At 71.0% G+C, this 17,017-nt stretch carries 11 protein-coding genes, 1 tRNA gene and 1 pseudogene; 7 read left to right on the top strand and 6 right to left on the bottom strand.

Features of this window, described 5'->3' with window-relative positions; translation table 11 throughout:
- Positions 1-45: 45 nt before the first annotated feature.
- From ACQPZK_RS20900 to ACQPZK_RS20915, 4 genes are all read right to left on the bottom strand, one after another.
- Complete coding sequence (locus ACQPZK_RS20900; RefSeq protein WP_433534629.1) at positions 46-1,794, bottom strand: ABC transporter ATP-binding protein; 1,749 nt, start codon at positions 1,792-1,794, stop codon at positions 46-48.
- Positions 1,791-3,320 (bottom strand): ABC transporter transmembrane domain-containing protein, encoded by a 1,530-nt coding sequence (locus ACQPZK_RS20905; RefSeq protein ID WP_433534630.1) that lies wholly within the window; start codon positions 3,318-3,320, stop codon positions 1,791-1,793. Before ACQPZK_RS20905 ends, ACQPZK_RS20900 begins: the two co-directional genes overlap by 4 nt.
- A gap of 11 nt (positions 3,321-3,331) precedes the next feature.
- Entirely contained in the window at positions 3,332-4,381 is a 1,050-nt protein-coding gene (locus ACQPZK_RS20910; protein WP_433534631.1) for an ArsR/SmtB family transcription factor, read from the bottom strand.
- A gap of 397 nt (positions 4,382-4,778) precedes the next feature.
- On the bottom strand, positions 4,779-5,183 hold the full coding sequence (locus tag ACQPZK_RS20915) for a winged helix-turn-helix transcriptional regulator (RefSeq protein WP_433534632.1): 405 nt from the start codon (positions 5,181-5,183) through the stop codon (positions 4,779-4,781).
- Positions 5,184-5,236: 53 nt separating this feature from the next.
- On the opposite strand from ACQPZK_RS20915, the gene ACQPZK_RS20920 reads away from it, so the two are divergent.
- From ACQPZK_RS20920 to ACQPZK_RS20940, 5 genes are all read left to right on the top strand, one after another.
- Positions 5,237-6,052, top strand: a complete 816-nt coding sequence (locus ACQPZK_RS20920) for an alpha/beta fold hydrolase (protein WP_433534633.1) — start codon at positions 5,237-5,239, stop codon at positions 6,050-6,052.
- A 341-nt stretch (positions 6,053-6,393) separates the two neighbouring features.
- Positions 6,394-7,893 (top strand): DUF2397 family protein, encoded by a 1,500-nt coding sequence (locus ACQPZK_RS20925; protein WP_433534634.1) that lies wholly within the window; start codon positions 6,394-6,396, stop codon positions 7,891-7,893.
- Complete coding sequence (locus tag ACQPZK_RS20930) at positions 7,890-9,089, top strand: DUF2398 family protein (RefSeq protein ID WP_433534635.1); 1,200 nt, start codon at positions 7,890-7,892, stop codon at positions 9,087-9,089. The genes ACQPZK_RS20925 and ACQPZK_RS20930 overlap by 4 nt, the downstream gene beginning before the upstream one ends.
- A gap of 145 nt (positions 9,090-9,234) precedes the next feature.
- Positions 9,235-13,143: an SbcC/MukB-like Walker B domain-containing protein gene (locus tag ACQPZK_RS20935; protein WP_433534636.1), complete on the top strand. Its 3,909-nt coding sequence runs from the start codon at positions 9,235-9,237 to the stop codon at positions 13,141-13,143.
- A complete protein-coding gene (locus ACQPZK_RS20940; RefSeq protein ID WP_433534637.1) occupies positions 13,140-14,393 on the top strand; it encodes a DUF2399 domain-containing protein in 1,254 nt (417 codons plus the stop codon). The genes ACQPZK_RS20935 and ACQPZK_RS20940 overlap by 4 nt, the downstream gene beginning before the upstream one ends.
- Before the next feature lie 136 nt (positions 14,394-14,529).
- Here ACQPZK_RS20940 and ACQPZK_RS20945 read toward each other — a convergent pair whose 3' ends face one another.
- Positions 14,530-14,706, bottom strand: coding sequence for a hypothetical protein (locus tag ACQPZK_RS20945; RefSeq protein ID WP_433534638.1), 177 nt, complete (start codon positions 14,704-14,706; stop codon positions 14,530-14,532).
- A 148-nt stretch (positions 14,707-14,854) separates the two neighbouring features.
- Here ACQPZK_RS20945 and ACQPZK_RS20950 point away from each other — a divergent pair, with 148 nt between their 5' ends.
- The gene (locus ACQPZK_RS20950; protein WP_433534639.1) at positions 14,855-15,982 is read left to right on the top strand and encodes a Fic family protein; all 1,128 of its coding nucleotides are present in this window, start codon (positions 14,855-14,857) and stop codon (positions 15,980-15,982) included.
- A gap of 196 nt (positions 15,983-16,178) precedes the next feature.
- Here the strand turns inward: ACQPZK_RS20950 and ACQPZK_RS20955 are convergent.
- Positions 16,179-16,265 (bottom strand) — tRNA-Leu (locus tag ACQPZK_RS20955).
- A gap of 208 nt (positions 16,266-16,473) precedes the next feature.
- Between ACQPZK_RS20955 and ACQPZK_RS20960 the strand changes: the two are divergent.
- Positions 16,474-16,647: pseudogene (locus ACQPZK_RS20960) on the top strand (tetratricopeptide repeat protein); the annotation flags it as partial.
- Positions 16,648-17,017 lie beyond the last annotated feature (370 nt).

The raw sequence follows: 17,017 nt of genomic DNA on the forward strand, positions 1-17,017 counted from the left end.
GCACCCTCGCCGTTCCGCCCCGCCTCACGGCGGCGCACGGCGAGATCAGGTCGACGACGTCACCGAGCGCGACCAGGCCGACCACAGGGCGGTGTAGGCGCCGTCGCGGGCGATGAGGTCGTCGTGCGTACCGGACTCGACGATAATTCCGGCTTCCACCAGGGCGATGCGGTCGCACGCACGGGCCTGGGTCAGCCGGTGCGCGATCACCACGGCCGTACGGCCCTCGATCAGCGCCGCGGCCGCCCGGTCCAGGTCACCGGCACCCGTGCTGCCGGCTTCGGCGGTCGCCTCGTCGAGCACGACGACGGGCGGGTCGCGCAGGAGCAGCCGGGCCAGCGCGAGGTGCTGCGCCCGCGCGGGTGGCAACGGGCCGGCTGCCGTGTCCAGCAGGTCGCGCGACGCCCAGTCGCGCGCGCCGACCGCCGCCAGGGCGCTGAGGAGGCGGTCGTCGTCGGCGTCCGGCGCGGCGTAGGTCAGGTTGTCGCGCAGGGTGCCGGTGAAGACGTGCGTCTCCTGCGACACGAGGCCGACCCAGTGGCGCAGCACGGCGGGGTCCAGGTCCGCGACGCCGACCGTGGTGTCCGGGCCGGTCAGCGTGATCCGGCCGGCGCGGGCGGGGAAGGTGCCGGCGATCAGGTTCGCCACTGTCGTCTTGCCGGCGCCGCTGCCGCCGACCAGCGCCAGCGAGGTGCCCGCCGGCACGTCGAGGTCGATGCCGGCCAGGACGTCGGGTTCCCCGCCGTACGCGTGTCGCAAGCCGCGGACCGTGACCGCGACCGTTCCCGGCGTGCCCGGTCGCTCCCGCCTGCCAGCGGCGGGCGGAGGCACCAGCAGAACTCCGGCGGTACGCGCCAGCGAGGCCTGGGCGCGCTGCACGTCGTCGAAGGAGAGAAGCAGGGTGCCCAGCGGTGTGAACAGGCGGTGGAACAGCAGGGCGGCTGCCGTCACCGCGCCGACGGTGACCAGGTCGGCGCGGACCAGCCAGTAACCGGTCAGCAGGACGGCGGAGAGCCCGATCGCCTCGGCCGCGTTCATGCTCTTGCTGAACCACAGGAAGCTGCGGGCGGCGCGCAGGGATGCCGCCAGGTTGTCCCCCGACGCCGTGGCCAGCCGCCGGGTCTGGAGCGCGGCCATCCGGTACGCCGACACGGTGTCCCGTCCGGCTAGTGACTCCAGCAGAACCCGTCCGCGCTCGGCGGCGAGGGATCGCTCCTGTGCGTAGAGGCGGGCTGCGCGCGGCAGGTAGGCACGCAGGCTGAGTGCGTAGATCGGAAAGACCACCAGGAAGGCGAGCGCCAGCCGCCAGTCCAGGGTCAGGAAGCCCGCGACGGACAGCAGGACGGTGATCAGCGCGCGCAGGACCTCGGCCACCAACGGGACCGAGGTGACGACGTTCTCCAGGTCCTCGGTCACCCGGGACGCCACCTCGCCGCGGCCGGCGTTCTCCAGTACGGCCGGCGGCAGCTCGAGGGTGCGGTGGACCGCCTGGGCGCGCAGGTCCGCCGCGACATGCGCGCCGAGGTGTTCGGTGGCGCGTAGTGCCAGCGCGGTGGTGGCGGCACCGGCCAGGACGACCGCGCCGAGCCCGGCTGTCAGACCGGTCGCGTGCGGTGCCCGGCCGGCGCGGACCGCGTCGACCAGCCAGCCCAGGAGCAGCGGGGCGGAGACGGTGGCGGCGGCGCTCAGCGCGGTCCAGAGCAGGGCGGCGACGACCGCGGCTCGATGCGAGCTCAGGACCCTGGCGAGCAGAGTCAGGCTCTGCCGGCCGGTGGCGATCGGCAGCGCCGTCATCGCAGGACCGCCGCGGCGTATTCGGCGTCGGTGACGAGTTGGTCATGGGTGGACACCCGCGAGGTCCCGAGGCCGGGCAGAAAGGCGACGCGGTCGCAGCGGGCGAGCAGCGTGGGGGACGTGGTCACGAAGACGGTGCTGCCGCGGCCGTCGCCTCGCAGGGCGGCCAGTCCCGCGCCGACCCGGTCTTCGGTGACGGCGTCGACTGCGGTGAGCGGGTCGCGCAGGATCAGCAGCGACGGCTGGGCGGCCAGGGCGCGGGCGAGCGCCAACCGCTGGCGTTGCCCGCCGGAGAGGTTGGTGCCGCCGTCGAGCAGTGCCGCGGTCAGGTCGCCGGCCTGTGCCGCGCCGAGGGCACGACGCAGGGCGGTCGGATCGGTGTCGCGGCCGGTGTCGAGGGCCTCGCCCACGGTACGGCCGAACAGGTGCACCAGGTGCGGCTCCACCAGTACGTCCGGGTGTGTCGCCGCGAGGGAGTCGATCAGGGCGTCGGCGGAGTCGGGGGCGGTGGCGACGACTCCGAGCAGTTCGCCCTCTCGTACGGTGAGATCGCAGGTGGCGTTCGTGTCCGCCGGGTCGCCGCGGCTCGGCGGCGCCGCGTCGAGCAGGGCGGCGATGCGGACGGCGCTGGCCCTGGAGATCGCCAGTTGCTTGATGCCGGCGGCGATCCGGTCGACCGGCTCGCCGGCGAACGCGACCATGGCCACGACGGTGACGAAGCCGCCGACGCCGATGCGCCCGGAGAGCGTCATGGCGGCCGCGACGGCGGTGGTGCCGACCAGCACGAGGCCGCTGACCATCGCGCCGACGCCCTCGGCGGCCGCTGCTGCCGTCGCGCTGCGCAGCGCCGTGTCGCGGGAGGTCAGGTTCACCGTACGGTAGCGGCGGACCGCCTCGGAGACGCCACCGAAGCCGCGCAGCGGTCGCAGGGCCTGGACCAGTTCGGCGGCGAGCGCGGCGGCTGACCCGGCGGTGTGCTGCCGGTCGGCGATCCTCCACTCGAGCAGGGGGCTGATCCGGCTGACGGCCAGCCCGAGCGCAGGCGCCCCCACGGCGATGCCGAGGCCGAGCCAGGGATCGATCGACAGCAGCACAGCCACCGTGACGAGCAGACCGGCCGCTCCGGAAACCAGCAGCACGGCCGCCCGCAGCACCTCGGCGGTGGACTTGGCGTCGGATACCAGGACCGTCGACAGGTCCCCGGGAAGCCGCTCCGCGCCGGCGCCATCGGCCAGGACGCGGCCGGCGGCGCGGACCCGCAGATCGTGGGCTTCCCGCGTGGTGGCGGAGGTCAGCCGCCAGTAGTTGACCCCACCGCCGGCGGCCAGCACAGCGAACAGAGCCAGCACTCCCCCGACAGCCAACACGATCGACATCGGCGGACCACCGTTGACGGCATGGTCGATGGCCAGTCCGATGGCCAGTGGGATCAGGGCCTCGCAGATCTGGTGCCCGGCCGACGCGGCACAGGCGAGCGCGAGCGAACGCGCCCTGCGGCGCAGAACGCCCGTGAGAACGGGATGCATGACTCCGGACGCTAGGAGTCGGCCTCGACCGCTCCCAGCCCCTCGGCAGATGCCGAATCCTCGAACGTCGCCAGGAGCATGTCGCCCTCCGGCCGGCGCGTGTAGAAGACCTGCCGCCCGAACCGCGCCCGGCTGACGGCGCCGGCCTGTCGCAGGACGGTCAGGTGCTCGGAAACCGTGCCGGACGACAGGCCAAGAGACGCGGCCAGGCTCGTGGTGGTTGTCGGATCGGTCAGGGCACGCAGCACCGTGGCTCGCCCGGAACCGATCAGCCGGGCCAGCCGGTCGTGCTCGCCATCGGGAGGTGCCGGATGCTCGGCCAGCGCCGCCGCCCCCCGGGCCTGGTAGGTCACCATCAGGATCTCGGGGTGATCGGTCGAGCAGGTCATCCTGTTCTGCAGGAGCAGCACGGGCACGAGCACCAGACGCCGCCCCCGCGCATCGAGCACCGAGTCGTGCTGCCTCGACAGCGACAACACGGGCCGCTCCCACCACGCCGCCCCGCGCAGACCGGTCAGCAGAGCCTCGGGGCCGGCCACGGCAATCGTGCGGGCGCGCAGAAGCACCTCCTCGTCGAGCGCGGCCCGCATGGCCGGCCAGTGCACGGCGGTCGTCAGCTCCCAGAACGCGGCCAGCGCATCGCCCAGCTGGCCGAAAGCGCGATCGGGGTCGTCCAGGTAGGGCGCGAGAAAGCCGGGCAGCTCCTGCGGGTAGTGCTTGGCGAACTGTTCCCGCACCACGACGGGCGGCGTACGGCGCAGCTCGTCGAGCTGCTCACCGAGGGTCGGGTTCGCCGCCGACGGCACGGGCGTGAACACGTCCGGGGTCGGCCTGTTGTGGCTCTCGCCGTACAGCTGCGCGTAGACCTTCAGCGGGGCCGTCTCGGGGACCGTCCGCAGCACCTCGCGGGCCCGTTCGACCCACGCCGTGTACGGCCACGGCGCGGCCCGCCGAACCCGCTCGCGATGCACCATGTCCAAGCCGCTGACCAGCTCGGTAATCGGGCTGACGGCGATCCGGGTACGGTCGATCGAGGAGTCGTCGAACTGGATCCGGATCACGCCGGGAGCTTAGTACCGCGAGGAGAGTGAGCGAACCGGGTGTGGTCGGCCCCGGTGGCCGAGGTCACCCGACCCGCTCGCGCCGGCCAGGACGGCGATGAAGCCCACCCCCGCCCTGATCACATGGTGCAGAGGCGGGCGTGGCGGAGCAGCGCCTCCACCCTCGGCAGGGTTATCGGAGGCCGACGCGGCTCCCAGACACGCACCGATCCTCACGCCGTCGCGGGTGAGCTCCCGCACGATCTCGTGTTTCCGCCACATGGTCAAGTCGGTTGGTGATACAGGCCGCCAGGAACCTCGTCACAGCGGCCGCCGCCGGCTCGCCGGATCCTTTCCGAGGAGGCGCCTCTCTGACGGCCAGACAGGCTCGCCGGCGCACCCCGGCCCGGGGGTGCCGCTACTGGTCAGGATTACGACGGCGCTCTTGGATTGTTGAGATGTGCTGCTCGGCCCAGGCCCGGACCGCTGCCAGCGGGGTGTCCAGGGAGAGACCCAGGTCGGTGAGCGCGTAATAGACGCGCGGCGGCACGCTCGCCTCGACCCGGCGGGTGACCAGGCCGTCGCGGCCCAGGCTCCGCAACGTCTGCGACAACATCTTGTTCGACACCCCGGGGGCGCGGCGCCGGAGCTCCGCGAACCCGAGCTCCGCCGGATGGTTTTCCGCCAGCACCTTGATCAGCATCGACGTCCATTTGTCGCCGATCCGGTCGAGCAGCTGCCGGGTGGGACAGGCCGGGCTGAAGAGATCCCCGGTTACCCCGGGCTCACCAGGTGACGCGAAAGTGCCGTCTTGCCAATTCATCCGGCATCTCCCAGGTTAAGTAGGTAACCAATGGTAACCAGCAGGAGGCACACATGGAGTTGCGCAGGATCCGGACCAACGGCACCGAGTTGAACGTCGCACTGGATGGCGCGGGCCCACCGGTGCTTCTGATGCACGGTTGGCCACACACCTGGCAGGTCTGGCGCGAGGTGCTGCCGTTGCTGGATGGACGACGCCGCGTCATCGCACCCGACCTGCGAGGGCTCGGCGACAGCGCTCGCGCGCCGGACGGGTTCGACGCCCTGACCGGCGCCGGTGACATGCTCGGCCTGCTCGACGCGCTGGGGGTCGAACAGGCCGAGGTCGTGGCCTTGGACGCGGGCGTGCCCGCCGCCTTCCTGCTCGGCACCCTGCACCCGGCCCGGGTGCGTCGCCTGGTGCTGATGGAGGCGACGCTGCCTGGTCTGCCTGGTGGCTTCCCGGCACCACCGTGGTGGTTCGGCTTCCACTCCGCCCCTGGGCTCGCCGAGACGGTGCTCGAAGGCCACGAGGCCGAATACCTCGACTGGTTCCTCGAAGCCGGCACCTTCGAGCGCCGGGGAGTACCCAAGGAGATCCGGGACGCCTTCGTCAGCGCGTACACCGGTCGTGAGGCGCTGCGCTGCGGCTTTGGCTACTACCGGGCCGCCGAGCAGAACGCGGCGACAATCTCCGCGGCCGGCCGGCTGACCACGCCCACCCTGACCGTCGGCGGCAACACCGTCGGCGACCTGCTCTATCGGCAGCTCACCCCCGTTGCCGATGACCTCTCCGGTGAGCTGATTCCCCGCAGCGGCCATCTCGTGCCACTGGACCGCCCGGACGCTGTCGCGCAGTTGCTTCGCATCGACCCCGCCCCGTCCCGATAGCCAAGCGGAATCCGGCTGGGTGGTTGACGGTCACGCCCCACAGCTCGGCCCGCGGACGCCATCGCCCGCCAAGTCGGTGACCGGAAGCATCCGCCGATCAGAATCACGTTCGATGTCTAGGAACGTTTTCGAGAAGCATGACTGCTCGCCAAGCTGGCGTGAGACACGCGGTGAGCGTTCGGTTACGCCAAGACCATAGACTCCGGCTACTCTCGTGTCCTGTGCCGGGAAGGCGTCTGGGGAGGGCCTACCGATTGGCGACCAACTCACGACACGTCGCCGGTCCTGACGGCGACGATTCGCAGAACTTCGACGTTGAGGTCACCGACTCTCGGCGGGCGATGGCCTACCTGGTGGCGCCGGGCTCGGACGACTACATCAGGATCATGTCGGTGCTCGAGTCGTCGGTGACCGACCTGACGCCCGCCGAGGTAGCGCTTCTGGTCTCCGCCGATGGGCCGGTCCTGCCCGAGGGCGTGGTCCAGCAACGACTCGACAAACTGAAGGACTGGACGGCGGCTACCGGGCGAGCGGATCCCTCGAGGATCCGGCGACATGCCGACATTCTGGCGCGCAACTGGCGATGGACGGCCACCCCGGCCGGCCGTCAGGTACACCGCTTCTACACCTCGGTGCTGGCCGCTACCCCCACGATGCGGGAGATTCCCCTACCCAGCCTGGCTCGGATCGTCGAGTCGATCGAACAACTGGCTCACGAGCTGGCCCTGCCCCGCCGCGACGACGGCAGGACCGCGGAACTCATCGGGCGACTGTTCACCGCCCACGACGATCTTGACGCATCCCTGGTCGGCGCGGAGGACAGCCTGTCCGGCCTGGCCGACCGGTTCGACCTGGACCGCGACGCGACAGCGGAACTCAAAGGACTGCTGGTCGACTACGCCACCCACGTCGCCGGTGAACTCGAACGCGGCGCCCAACACGCCCACGACGTGCTGAACCGGCTGCTGCGGCCGCACTTCAGCGTCCTCGCCGACATCGCGGTGGCTCAGTCGCAGGCCCGGGCACTGATCGAGCGCGGGGCGCTCACCGCGTCCAAGGGTGGCCGGGTCGCCGACTGGGACGGGCTGGCGGCCTGGTGTGACCCGCACACCGGACGGTCGAGCCGGTTCGCGTTGCGGCTGGTCCGCGCGTTGCCCGGAATGCACGCCAACCTGCGCCGTCTGCACAGCTCAGCCGGGTACGCGACGGGCCGGGCACGGGCGTTGCTGTTGGCCAGGGCATGCCTTGATCCCCGGTACGGCACGGCGATCCTGCAAGCAGCCACCGGGGATCATCCGTGGCGCAAGCTGTACGGGGAAGCGGACGACGCCGACCTGTCCACCAACCCGGGATGGCGTTCCGGGCCGCTGGTCGAGCTGCCCGAGCTGCTGCGCACCACCGGCCGCACCGGCGCTCGCGGACGTGCCCCGGCGGCCCGCGACGACGCCGCCGCCCGGGCGGCGGTACAGGCGGCTCGGCAGCAGCGGATGGCCGAGCATGCGGCGGCGATCGAGGAGATCCTCGACGGAGCGCCGGGCGGCGTGTTGTCGGTGCGTGCCGCGCAGGTGGCCCTGGCCGCGCTGATGACCGCGGTCCGGACCGGTCTCGTGCCCGGCACGAACGACCGGCGGACCGGCACCCGCGACGGACTCGCCTGCACGCTGTTTCACACCAGCTCCGGCACCGGGTTGCTGGCCGCGCCGACCTGGCGGGTCATCCTCCCCGGGCGCTTTCCCGTCTTCCACCTGCCGGGCCAGTGGGTCGGCGCGCCCCGGCCGACCAGCCCCGACCCGTCCCGCCACGTCTCGGCCAGAGTCGAGCAGATTCCGGGTGCGGCATGACGACCGGCGCGAAAGCGTGGCGGCAACGCCGGACCGATGCCCCGGAAACCGCTGCCGAGACGGCCTCGGTGCTGCGGCAGCTCATGGTCCAGCCTTGGCTGGTCGCGGGCCGGGACGACGTGGCGATCGCGGCCGTACGCCGAAACGAGGCAGCGATCCGTGAGGTGCTCGGGCGGTTGGGCTGGGTCCTGGTAGCCGAACGGGACTTCGTCCGGTTGCGGAAATCTCCCCCAGTGCGCCGTGATGCCTGGGCCTCGACCGGGCCCACCCCCTTGACCAGCTCGTGGTTCTTTCTGCTGGTCGCCGCCGCAGAGTCCCTGCCACCGCGGGTGAGCATCGGACAGCTGATCGCCGCTGCCCGCAGCGCCGCCGCCGAGGCCGAGATCCCGGCGGCCGACGACATGCCCCAGCGGTACGCGATCCTGGCCGCCGTCAAACTTTTGGAACAGCGCGGCGTCGTGGAGAGCCTCGACGGTGATCTCAACCTCCTGCTGCGCGAGGACGATCCGCCGGTGCTGCTGGCGGTGCACCACCATCGTCTGGTGCACGTGATCGCGAACTTCGGTACGGCCGACCCGGTTGCCGACCCGGCGGGCTGGCTGCATCAGGTCGCGCGGGAGAGCGATCCGGCGCGGCGGATGCGCCGAAAGCTCGTCGACGACACCGCCGTCTACGCCATCGACCTGGACTCCGACGAGGCCGACTGGCTGTCACGCCGGGTCCGAAGCGACGATGGCCTGCCGCTGGCGGAGGCTTTCGGCCTGCATTTGGAACGCCGGGCCGAGGGTGCGGCGTTCGTGGTGCCGGCCGACGCGTTCCGCTCCCGCGACGCGCTCGGCGACCGGCCGTTTCCCGGCGGCGGCACCGTCGCCCACGCTGCGGTGTTGCTCTGCGACCTCGCCGAGTCCGACGGGGTGGTCGCCGCCGAACGACCCGGCTGGCGCGGCATCGCCGACGACGACGTGCTGCGCCAATTGACGACCTTCGCCGCGAAATACGCCGGGCAAGGCTGGGCCGCCGAACACGTTGCCGCACCGGCCGGGCTGGCGGCCGAGGTGGCGGCGCTGCTCGCTGGCGTGAACCTCCTGCGTGTCGACACCGGCATGTGGTGGTTCGCCCCGGCGGCGGGCCGCTGGGAGCGGCCCCGCGAGCCACGGCGCGGGCAGGCACGCAAGGACAGTCATGGCCTCGGTTGACGAACTGTCGCTGTTCGGCGACGACCTGGTGGCGCCGGCCGGGCACCCGCAGCGATTCACCACGCGGTGGCGGCTGGTCGGCGCCGGCTTGTCGAACGTGTGGCGCTACGGCGATCTGCTCCTGACCGCACCCAGCGGCCGGCTGTTGCTGCGCGGCCCGAACGGCACCGGCAAGACGACCGCCCTGGAGGCCCTGTGGCCGTACCTGCTGGACCTTAACGCGCAGCGGCTGGCGGCCGGCAAAGCACGGCCGACCTCACTGGCACTGCTGATGCGGGAAGGCGCCGACGGTCACCGTCGCCGCTGCGGATATCTGTGGCTGACCTTCGCGGCGCCGGGCGGTGACGGCGTCCGCTCCTACGGCGTACGGCTGCTGTTCAGTGAGAGCGGGTCCCCGGCGGTCCGGGTCGTGCCGTTCACCGCTGCGGGCGTACCGCTGAAGGACTTTGCTCTTTATGGCCCGAACCGGGCGGCGCTGTCGAACGAGCAGTTCGGCGACACCATCGCCGCGGCAGGTGGCACCGTGTTCGACGATGAGGATTCCTACGTCGCTCACCTCGCGACACATGTGTGGCGGACCGCCGACCGACCGCTGATTGAACTCGCCAACCGGGTGCGTGCGGTGCGCAATCCGAGCCTGCTCGGCGACGTGTCTCCCAAGGCCGCCGCGGATGCGCTCCGGGAAGCGCTGCCCGGCGTATCCGACGAAGTGGTCACCGCCACCGCCGAAGCACTCGCCGAGTCCGAGGCAACCCGGGCGGCCTTCCAACGTGACCGCGACGCCGCCTCCGCGCTCGAACGTTTCGCCGAGGCGTGGGCCGGACACGTCATCGACGTTGTCGGCGGCGCCCACACCGCCGTGACCTCCGCGCGGCGTGCTGTCCGCGACGCCGAACGCAACCTGGCCCGGGTGGCCAGCAGCGAGCAGGCAGCGATCGGGGACCACGAGCATGCGGTGGCCCGAGGGACGGACCTCGAACGTCAGGCCGCCGAGCTTGACGTGATGATTCGTGCGCTGGAGGAGTCCGAGTCCTATCAGGCCGCTGGTCGGCTCGCGGAGATGCAGAAGCGGGTCGATGCCGAGAACCGTGCCGCGGCTGCGGAGCGATCCAAGTTCGCCGAGTCCGTGGCAGCGAGCAGGTCCCGGGCGGAGAACCTGCGGGCAACGGCCGCCGAGATCATCGCCGACCTCGACGACCTGGTGGGTGAAGCCGCCGCCGTCGACAACCGTGCCACTCCAGATCATCCGCTACTGACCTGTACCAGCAACCCACGGGCCGTCTTCCACCTCGACGAGACATCCCTGGACGCCGGTCAGACCGCTGTCATCCGGGCCGAGCCGGCGCGAGCCGCGACTCTCGCCGCTCTGTGGCGCGAACTCGCCGCCGGTCACCGCCGCAGCGGCAACGATGCCGGGCTCGCGCTGACCGACCGGCGCGAGACCGATGACGCCGAACGCGAAGCCGCCGAGCAAGCGCCCGTCACGGCCCGCGCTCGGGTGGCTGCCGAGGCCGCTCAGCGGCAGCTGTCCGCCGAAACCGCAAAAACACGGCGGGCGCTGCGCGACCTGGCCGATGCCATCGACACCTGGTACGCCGACCATCACGAACTGGCAGTCTTGGTCGGTGCCGGATGGTGCCGCGACGACGCCGACCTTCTCGGCGCTGACGAGCCCGCCCAGATCCTCACCAACATCGACGTCATCGCCCACACCGTCAGGCAGGCCGGCGTAGCCGCCGTTGCGGATTTGACGCACCGCGCCACGGTCGCCGGCGCGGAGGCGACTCGTCTGACCAGGACTGCCGAGGAACTCCGCGGCGAAGCACGCACGCTGCGTGGCGGCAAGCTACTGCCGGTCCCCCGGCCCGAGTGGGCCGGTCCGGCACCCGACGGCCACGCCGTGGCCGACGCGGTCGACTGGCACCCGGCCGTCATCAACCCCGCCGAGCGGGCATTGATCGAGACCGCGCTGGCCGCCAGTGGCCTGCTCGGCGCCGCGCTGCACGCCGACGGCGTACGAACCGACAGGTGGCACGTCGATTCGACCGGTGAACCTGTCACCCCGAACCTCGCCAGCGTGCTGATCATCGACCCGGACCATCCCCAGTCCCAGATCGCCGAACGAGTGCTGCATCGCGTTGCACTCAACGACACCAGCACACCGTCGGCCGGACTGGTCATCGGCCGCGACGGCACCTACACCGCCGGACCCGTACGCGGCCGGCCACCTCACCTGGCGACCGCCGAGCACGTCGGCGCGGCCCAGCGGCGTGCCGCCGCCCTCGCCCGCGCCGACGCCCTGGACGTCGAGGCGGCCGGGCTCGATGCGCAGGCCACCGAGCACCAACAGAGCGCTGAACGTGTACTCAGCGACGCCGACCGCGTGCGGGCGGCACTCAGCGACTTCCCGACAAGCACCGCCGCCGGCCGGGCCGAGGCCACCCGCGCAGCCGCCGCCACCCAGGCGGGCGAAACCCGCCGGGACGCCGACACCGCAGCCGAACTCGCCGCCCAGCTCACCGAGACCGCAGAAGCGTTGCGTCTCGCCTGGGAACAACGAACCCGCGCACGCCATCTACCGATCGGCATCGTCGAGCTCCAACAGCTTCGCGCCGACGGCGAACGCCGCGCCCGCGACCTCGACGCCAAAGCCAAGAAGCTACAGCAACGCCTGATGCCCCGACTGGACCGGCTTGCCGCCACCGCCGGCGAGGACCAGGAACACAACGAACGGCTGAACCGTCAGCACGCCGACGCTGCCGTCATCGTCGAGCGCGCCACCCGACTGGCCGCCGAGCACGAAGCACTGGTCCGCGCGATCGGCCTCGACGCCGCGACCACCCTGGCCCGCCATGCCGAGGCGAGAGGCCGCCGCGACAACCTCGAGGGTGAGCTGGGCGCTGCCGCAAAAGCCGTGACCGAGGCAGAGAACCGCGTCCGGGAGCTCGGCTTCGAGAAACGAGGAGCCGAGCAACGCGTCGAGGACGCCGGTCCGCCACTGGCGGCAGCGTTGCGCCGGGTACGGGTGCTGCTCGACGTCAACGGAGTGTCGGCGCTGCTGTCGGTCCGGCCGGACCAAGACGATCTGATCGACGCGCTCGGATCCGCCGTCGCCGGTAAGCGCACCGTCGGTCGACGTCTGCTCCGCGAGCGCTACGACACCTGCCGTGCCGAACTGGCCGGCCTGTGGACGCTCGACCCCGGCGACACCGTCGAAACCCTCGACACCTACCTGCTCACCCACGACGGTGCCGGCTACGCCCCACCGGACGCCGCCGACGCCGGCCGGCAACTGCGCGACCGCGCCCAGCAGGCCCTCAACCGCGCCGAGGAATCAGCGCTCCGCGACTTCGTGATCGGTCGCCTGCCCCTGGCCATCGGAACCGCGTGGGTCCACATCGAGGACTGGGTCCAGGCCGTCAATCGCAAAATGCGCAACGCCTCCGCGTCGTCCGGTGTCGGCGTCCGCATCGCCCGCTCCCTGTCCAAGGCCCTCACCGCCGCCGAAGCCACCGTGCACCGCCTCGCCTGCACCCGCACCACGCTCACCGCCGTCGAACAGACCGAAGTTGGCGAAGCCCTGCAAGCCCTCATCGCGGCAGCGCCCGGAGCGACCATGGCCGAACAACTCACCCATGCCATCGACGTCCGGCAGTGGCTCGACATCTCCTACGAGATCGTGCGCCCCGACGGCCAGGCACACCGCTGGACTTCCAAGACCGGGCTGTCCGGCGGCGAACGCCGACTCGTCGTGTTGGCCCCCATGCTCGCCGCCGTCGCCGCCTATTACGATCAGCTCGGTCCGACCGGGCTACGCCTGACTGCCCTCGACGAAGTTCCCGCCGAGGTCGACGAACGCGGCCGCGAAGGCCTCGCCCGATACATAGCCGAACTCGACCTCGACCTGATCTGCACCAGCTACCTGTGGGACGGCGCACCCGGCGCGTGGGACGGCATCGACGCCTGGGACCTCGAAGCCGGCCCCGACACCACGGTGGTCGCCTTCCCGATGCTCGTCCGCGGACTCCACCGGCTGCCCGGGGACCCCGCGTGACCCCGCAATGCCCCTGGTGTGCGGGCGACTGCGCCGGCGTCGACGACGCGCCCCTGCGCGGCGAGAACCTGGACTGGCTCTGGCAACGGCTCGCCGACGTCGGTGACCGGCGCGGCGACCAGGACCTGATCACTGGCACCGCCGCGGTCACCGCCCCGGCCGACGCCACGCAACGAGCCGCCGTCACCGGGCTGGTGGGCGGCCGGACAGCGCGAGCCGGACAAACCATCAGAGTGGATCTGGGCGCACTCACCGCCCGGCTGCAGGCTCACGATCCGCGCCTGACGCCCGGCATGCTCGCCGCCCACACCGCCGCCCGCAGCCTCGGCGAACGGATCCGCGGCAATGCCGAACGCCGAGACGCCCTCGAACGTTTGCGACGACACACCCTCAACGCCATCGACAGCGAAGGCGAATTCTGGCCTGCCCTGCACCGAGCCGGCTGGGTCGCGAGGCTGCTGGCCGCCGGCGACCGTGAACAGATCGTCGACCAGGCCGCGGCAGTCATCGCCGCCCTACCCGCACCCGGTGAACGGCTCGACCGGCGGCGGCTGGCTGACACCGTCACCGGCTTTCCGCACGCCCTGGACAGCGGCACCCTGCCCGGACTGGTCCTGGCCATCCTCACCGCCACCGGCCGCATCCCCACCGGGCTGCCACCGCGTGCCGCCTGGGCCGCCGCCGGCGTCGACTGCGACGACCTCACCGGCGGATTACTCGCCCTCGGCATCCACCCGGCCGGCTGGTCCCTGCCCGCCGGCACCGTCGCCACCATTCCACCGCGCGAGCTCGCCCACTGCACCTGGCCCGAACCCCCGCAGCCCGGCGCCCGGGTGTTCGTCACCGAAAACCCTTCCGTCGTAACCGCCGCCGCAGACCTCGGCGACGGCGCACCAGTCCGGCTGCTGTGCACCGTGGGCACACCGTCCGCACTGGAAGTCGATGCCATCGGACGACTCGCCGACGCCGGCTGGCAGGTAGCCGTCCGCGCCGACTTCGACCAGGCTGGACTGCACCACGTGGCCGCCCTGCTCGCCGGCATCCCCTCCGCGGTTCCCTGGCGGATGACGGCAGCCGACTACTTGAGCAGCCTCACCAGCCCCGCGCACGGACGGACCCAACTGGATACGGCGACCATGCCCGCGACAGCGTGGGATCCGAACCTGCGCGAGGCGATGACCGAGTCCGGCTGCGCGGCGTACGAGGAAAGCCTCATCGATCAACTCCTGGACGACTTACTCAAGCACTGAGCGGCGGTCTGATGGGTTCTTGATCGAGCCACTGGTCGTGCAACCACCAGCATCTCCCATCCGCCGTCCATTCATCGACGGGTGGCGCGTGAGCGTCGCACTGATGCTCTTGGTCGCTCTCGGAACATCGGCTGCATCAGCTCCAGCTCGCCGGTTCGCTGGAGGAGGCGAGCAGGTTGTGCGGGACGATGGCGGCGAGCAGCACGGGCTGGCCGGGCTCGATGCGGCACATGTGGAGGCCGTCGCTGGCCGAGCAGATGACGAGCCGATGACGAGCATGCCACCAGATGGGCAGCCAAGGGGTGCCGGGCATTCGCCGGCAAGATCGTGTCATGACTGAACAACTTCATCTAGCGCGGTACGCGACGAGGCGCGACACGTCAGGAGCGGCGGATGCCCTTCACCTGGGTAATGCCGATATTAATCTTGGATAAAGCGGAAAGCATTGTATGATTGGCGACATGCTGTATCGCACCCCTGCGCTCGCCGACGATGACAAGCGCGTGCTTGGCGAACTGGACACGATGCGGGACAACCTGCGGTATCAGATCGCCGAGCCGCACCGCTGGACCGGACAACTCCGACGCACCCTGATCGCCCACGCGATCCAGGGGTCCAATTCGATCGAGGGCTACCAGGTGTCCCTGGACGACGCCGCTGCAGCCGTCGCCGGCGACGAACCGGTGGAGACGAACCCGCAGACCTGGGACGTCATCATTGGTTACCGGGACGCCCTGACTTACGTGCAACAACTTTCCCGCTCACGCGAGTTCGCCTGGCAGCACATGCTGCTCAATGCACTGCATTTCATGATGCTCCGGCATGAGCTCGGTAAGTGGCCGGGTCGCTTCCGTCCGGGAGACATCCACATCGACGAGGCGCACACCGGCCGACGCGTCTACACCGGGCCAGACGCCGACGACGTTCCGTCGCTGATCTCCGAGCTGATCGACTGGCTGGCCGACGGCGAGCCGGAGACCCCGCTGCTCGTGCGGGCCTCCATGGCTCACCTGAACCTGGTCAAGATCCATCCCTGGCGGGACGGGAATGGTCGGATGTCGCGCTGCCTGCACACCCTCGTACTCGCCCGCGACGGTGTCCTCGCCCCGGAGTTCTCCTCGATTGAGGAGTGGCTCGGCGTCGGCCGGAACACCTACGCCTACTACGACGCGCTCGGCGAGGTGGGCGGCCCGACCTGGCAGCCTGACAACGACACCAGCAGGTGGATCCGATTCTGCCTAAGCGCGCATCACCAACAAGCCCAACTGGTCCGGCAACGCCTCGACCAGGCCGCGCAGCTCTGGGAACTGCTCGACACCTGGGTCCGACGCGCAGGCCTACCCGAGCGGGTGGTCAGCGCCCTCTACCTGGCCGCCACCGGCGGTCGAGTGCGCCGCACTGTCTATCAGCGCGATGAAAGCCTCACCGACGACCAAGCAACCCGTGACCTTCGCGCCCTCGTCCGGGCAGGCATGTTCGAACAGCACGGCGAAACCCGAGGCAGGTTCTACCTCACCTCGCCGATACTGCGCGAACTCGCAGCCCCCGCGCTGCGCCCCAAGGAGATCATCGACCCGTACCGACACTGAGGCGCAGACCCGGCATGCCACCACCGCGAATCTGCGACGTCAGCGCGCCGAAAAGACACCATTCCCGGTCACCGAATCGGACAGATGCAGCCAATTGTAGCCAGGCGGCCGCTTCCAAGATTTACAACATTTGGGTCTGAATAATCCCAAATAGGACAATCATTCTGTCCTATTTATCGTGATTTTCCACGAAATTTGGTGTCCGAGGGGGGACTTGAACCCCCACGCCCTATACGGGCACTAGCACCTCAAGCTAGCGCGTCTGCCATTCCGCCACCCGGACTTGCTCGTTCAGCCTACCTCGCCGACCCAGATGATCTTGCATCCGAAGGCCGGCCCAGCGGGCCGCACGGGGAGTTACTGTACACGGCACTCGTGGATCATGCACATCACCCTCCCGTCGCTGCTCACACCACCACCCAGGGTCACCAGAGTCGGCGTCAGCGTAGGCCCGGGTAGCGTCGACGGCCCGGTGACGGCAGCATTGCCCTGTGTCCCATCCCTCTCCCCTGGCCGCCGTACAGCAACGGGCCCTCGCGCTGCGCGCGGCGGGCGACCACGACGCCGCCCGGCAGCTACTCGCGGACGCCGTCGGGTCCGCCCGTCCGCCGTACGGCGAGGACCATCCCGAGACGTTGCACACCGCTCACCTGCTGGCCCGCCTGCACCGCGAGGCCGACGACCCGCTCGCCGCCCGACGGGTGCTCGAGGAGGCGTTCGCGGCGGGCGAGCGGCGCTGGGACCATTCCGAGCCGACGATGCTCGCGCTCGCCTTCGAGCTGGCGGAGGTCGCCGAGGAACTGGGTAACAGACACGAGGCCCGCCGCAACTACACCAGGGTCGCCAGCGCCGGGCCCGCGGTGCTCGGGGAGAACCACCCGGTCGTACGCGCCGCCCGTGACTACCTCGGCGAGGCCGGCCCCGCTGCGGAGCAGCCGTACGTCGGGCCGCCGACCTCCCCCGCCGGCATCTCAGCCGACTCCGGGGCACGGTCGGCGCTCTCCGGTCCGACGCTGTCGCTGGCAACCCTGGCTG

This window comes from Micromonospora sp. CA-249363 (assembly GCF_050950185.1).
GTDB lineage: Bacteria > Actinomycetota > Actinomycetes > Mycobacteriales > Micromonosporaceae > Micromonospora.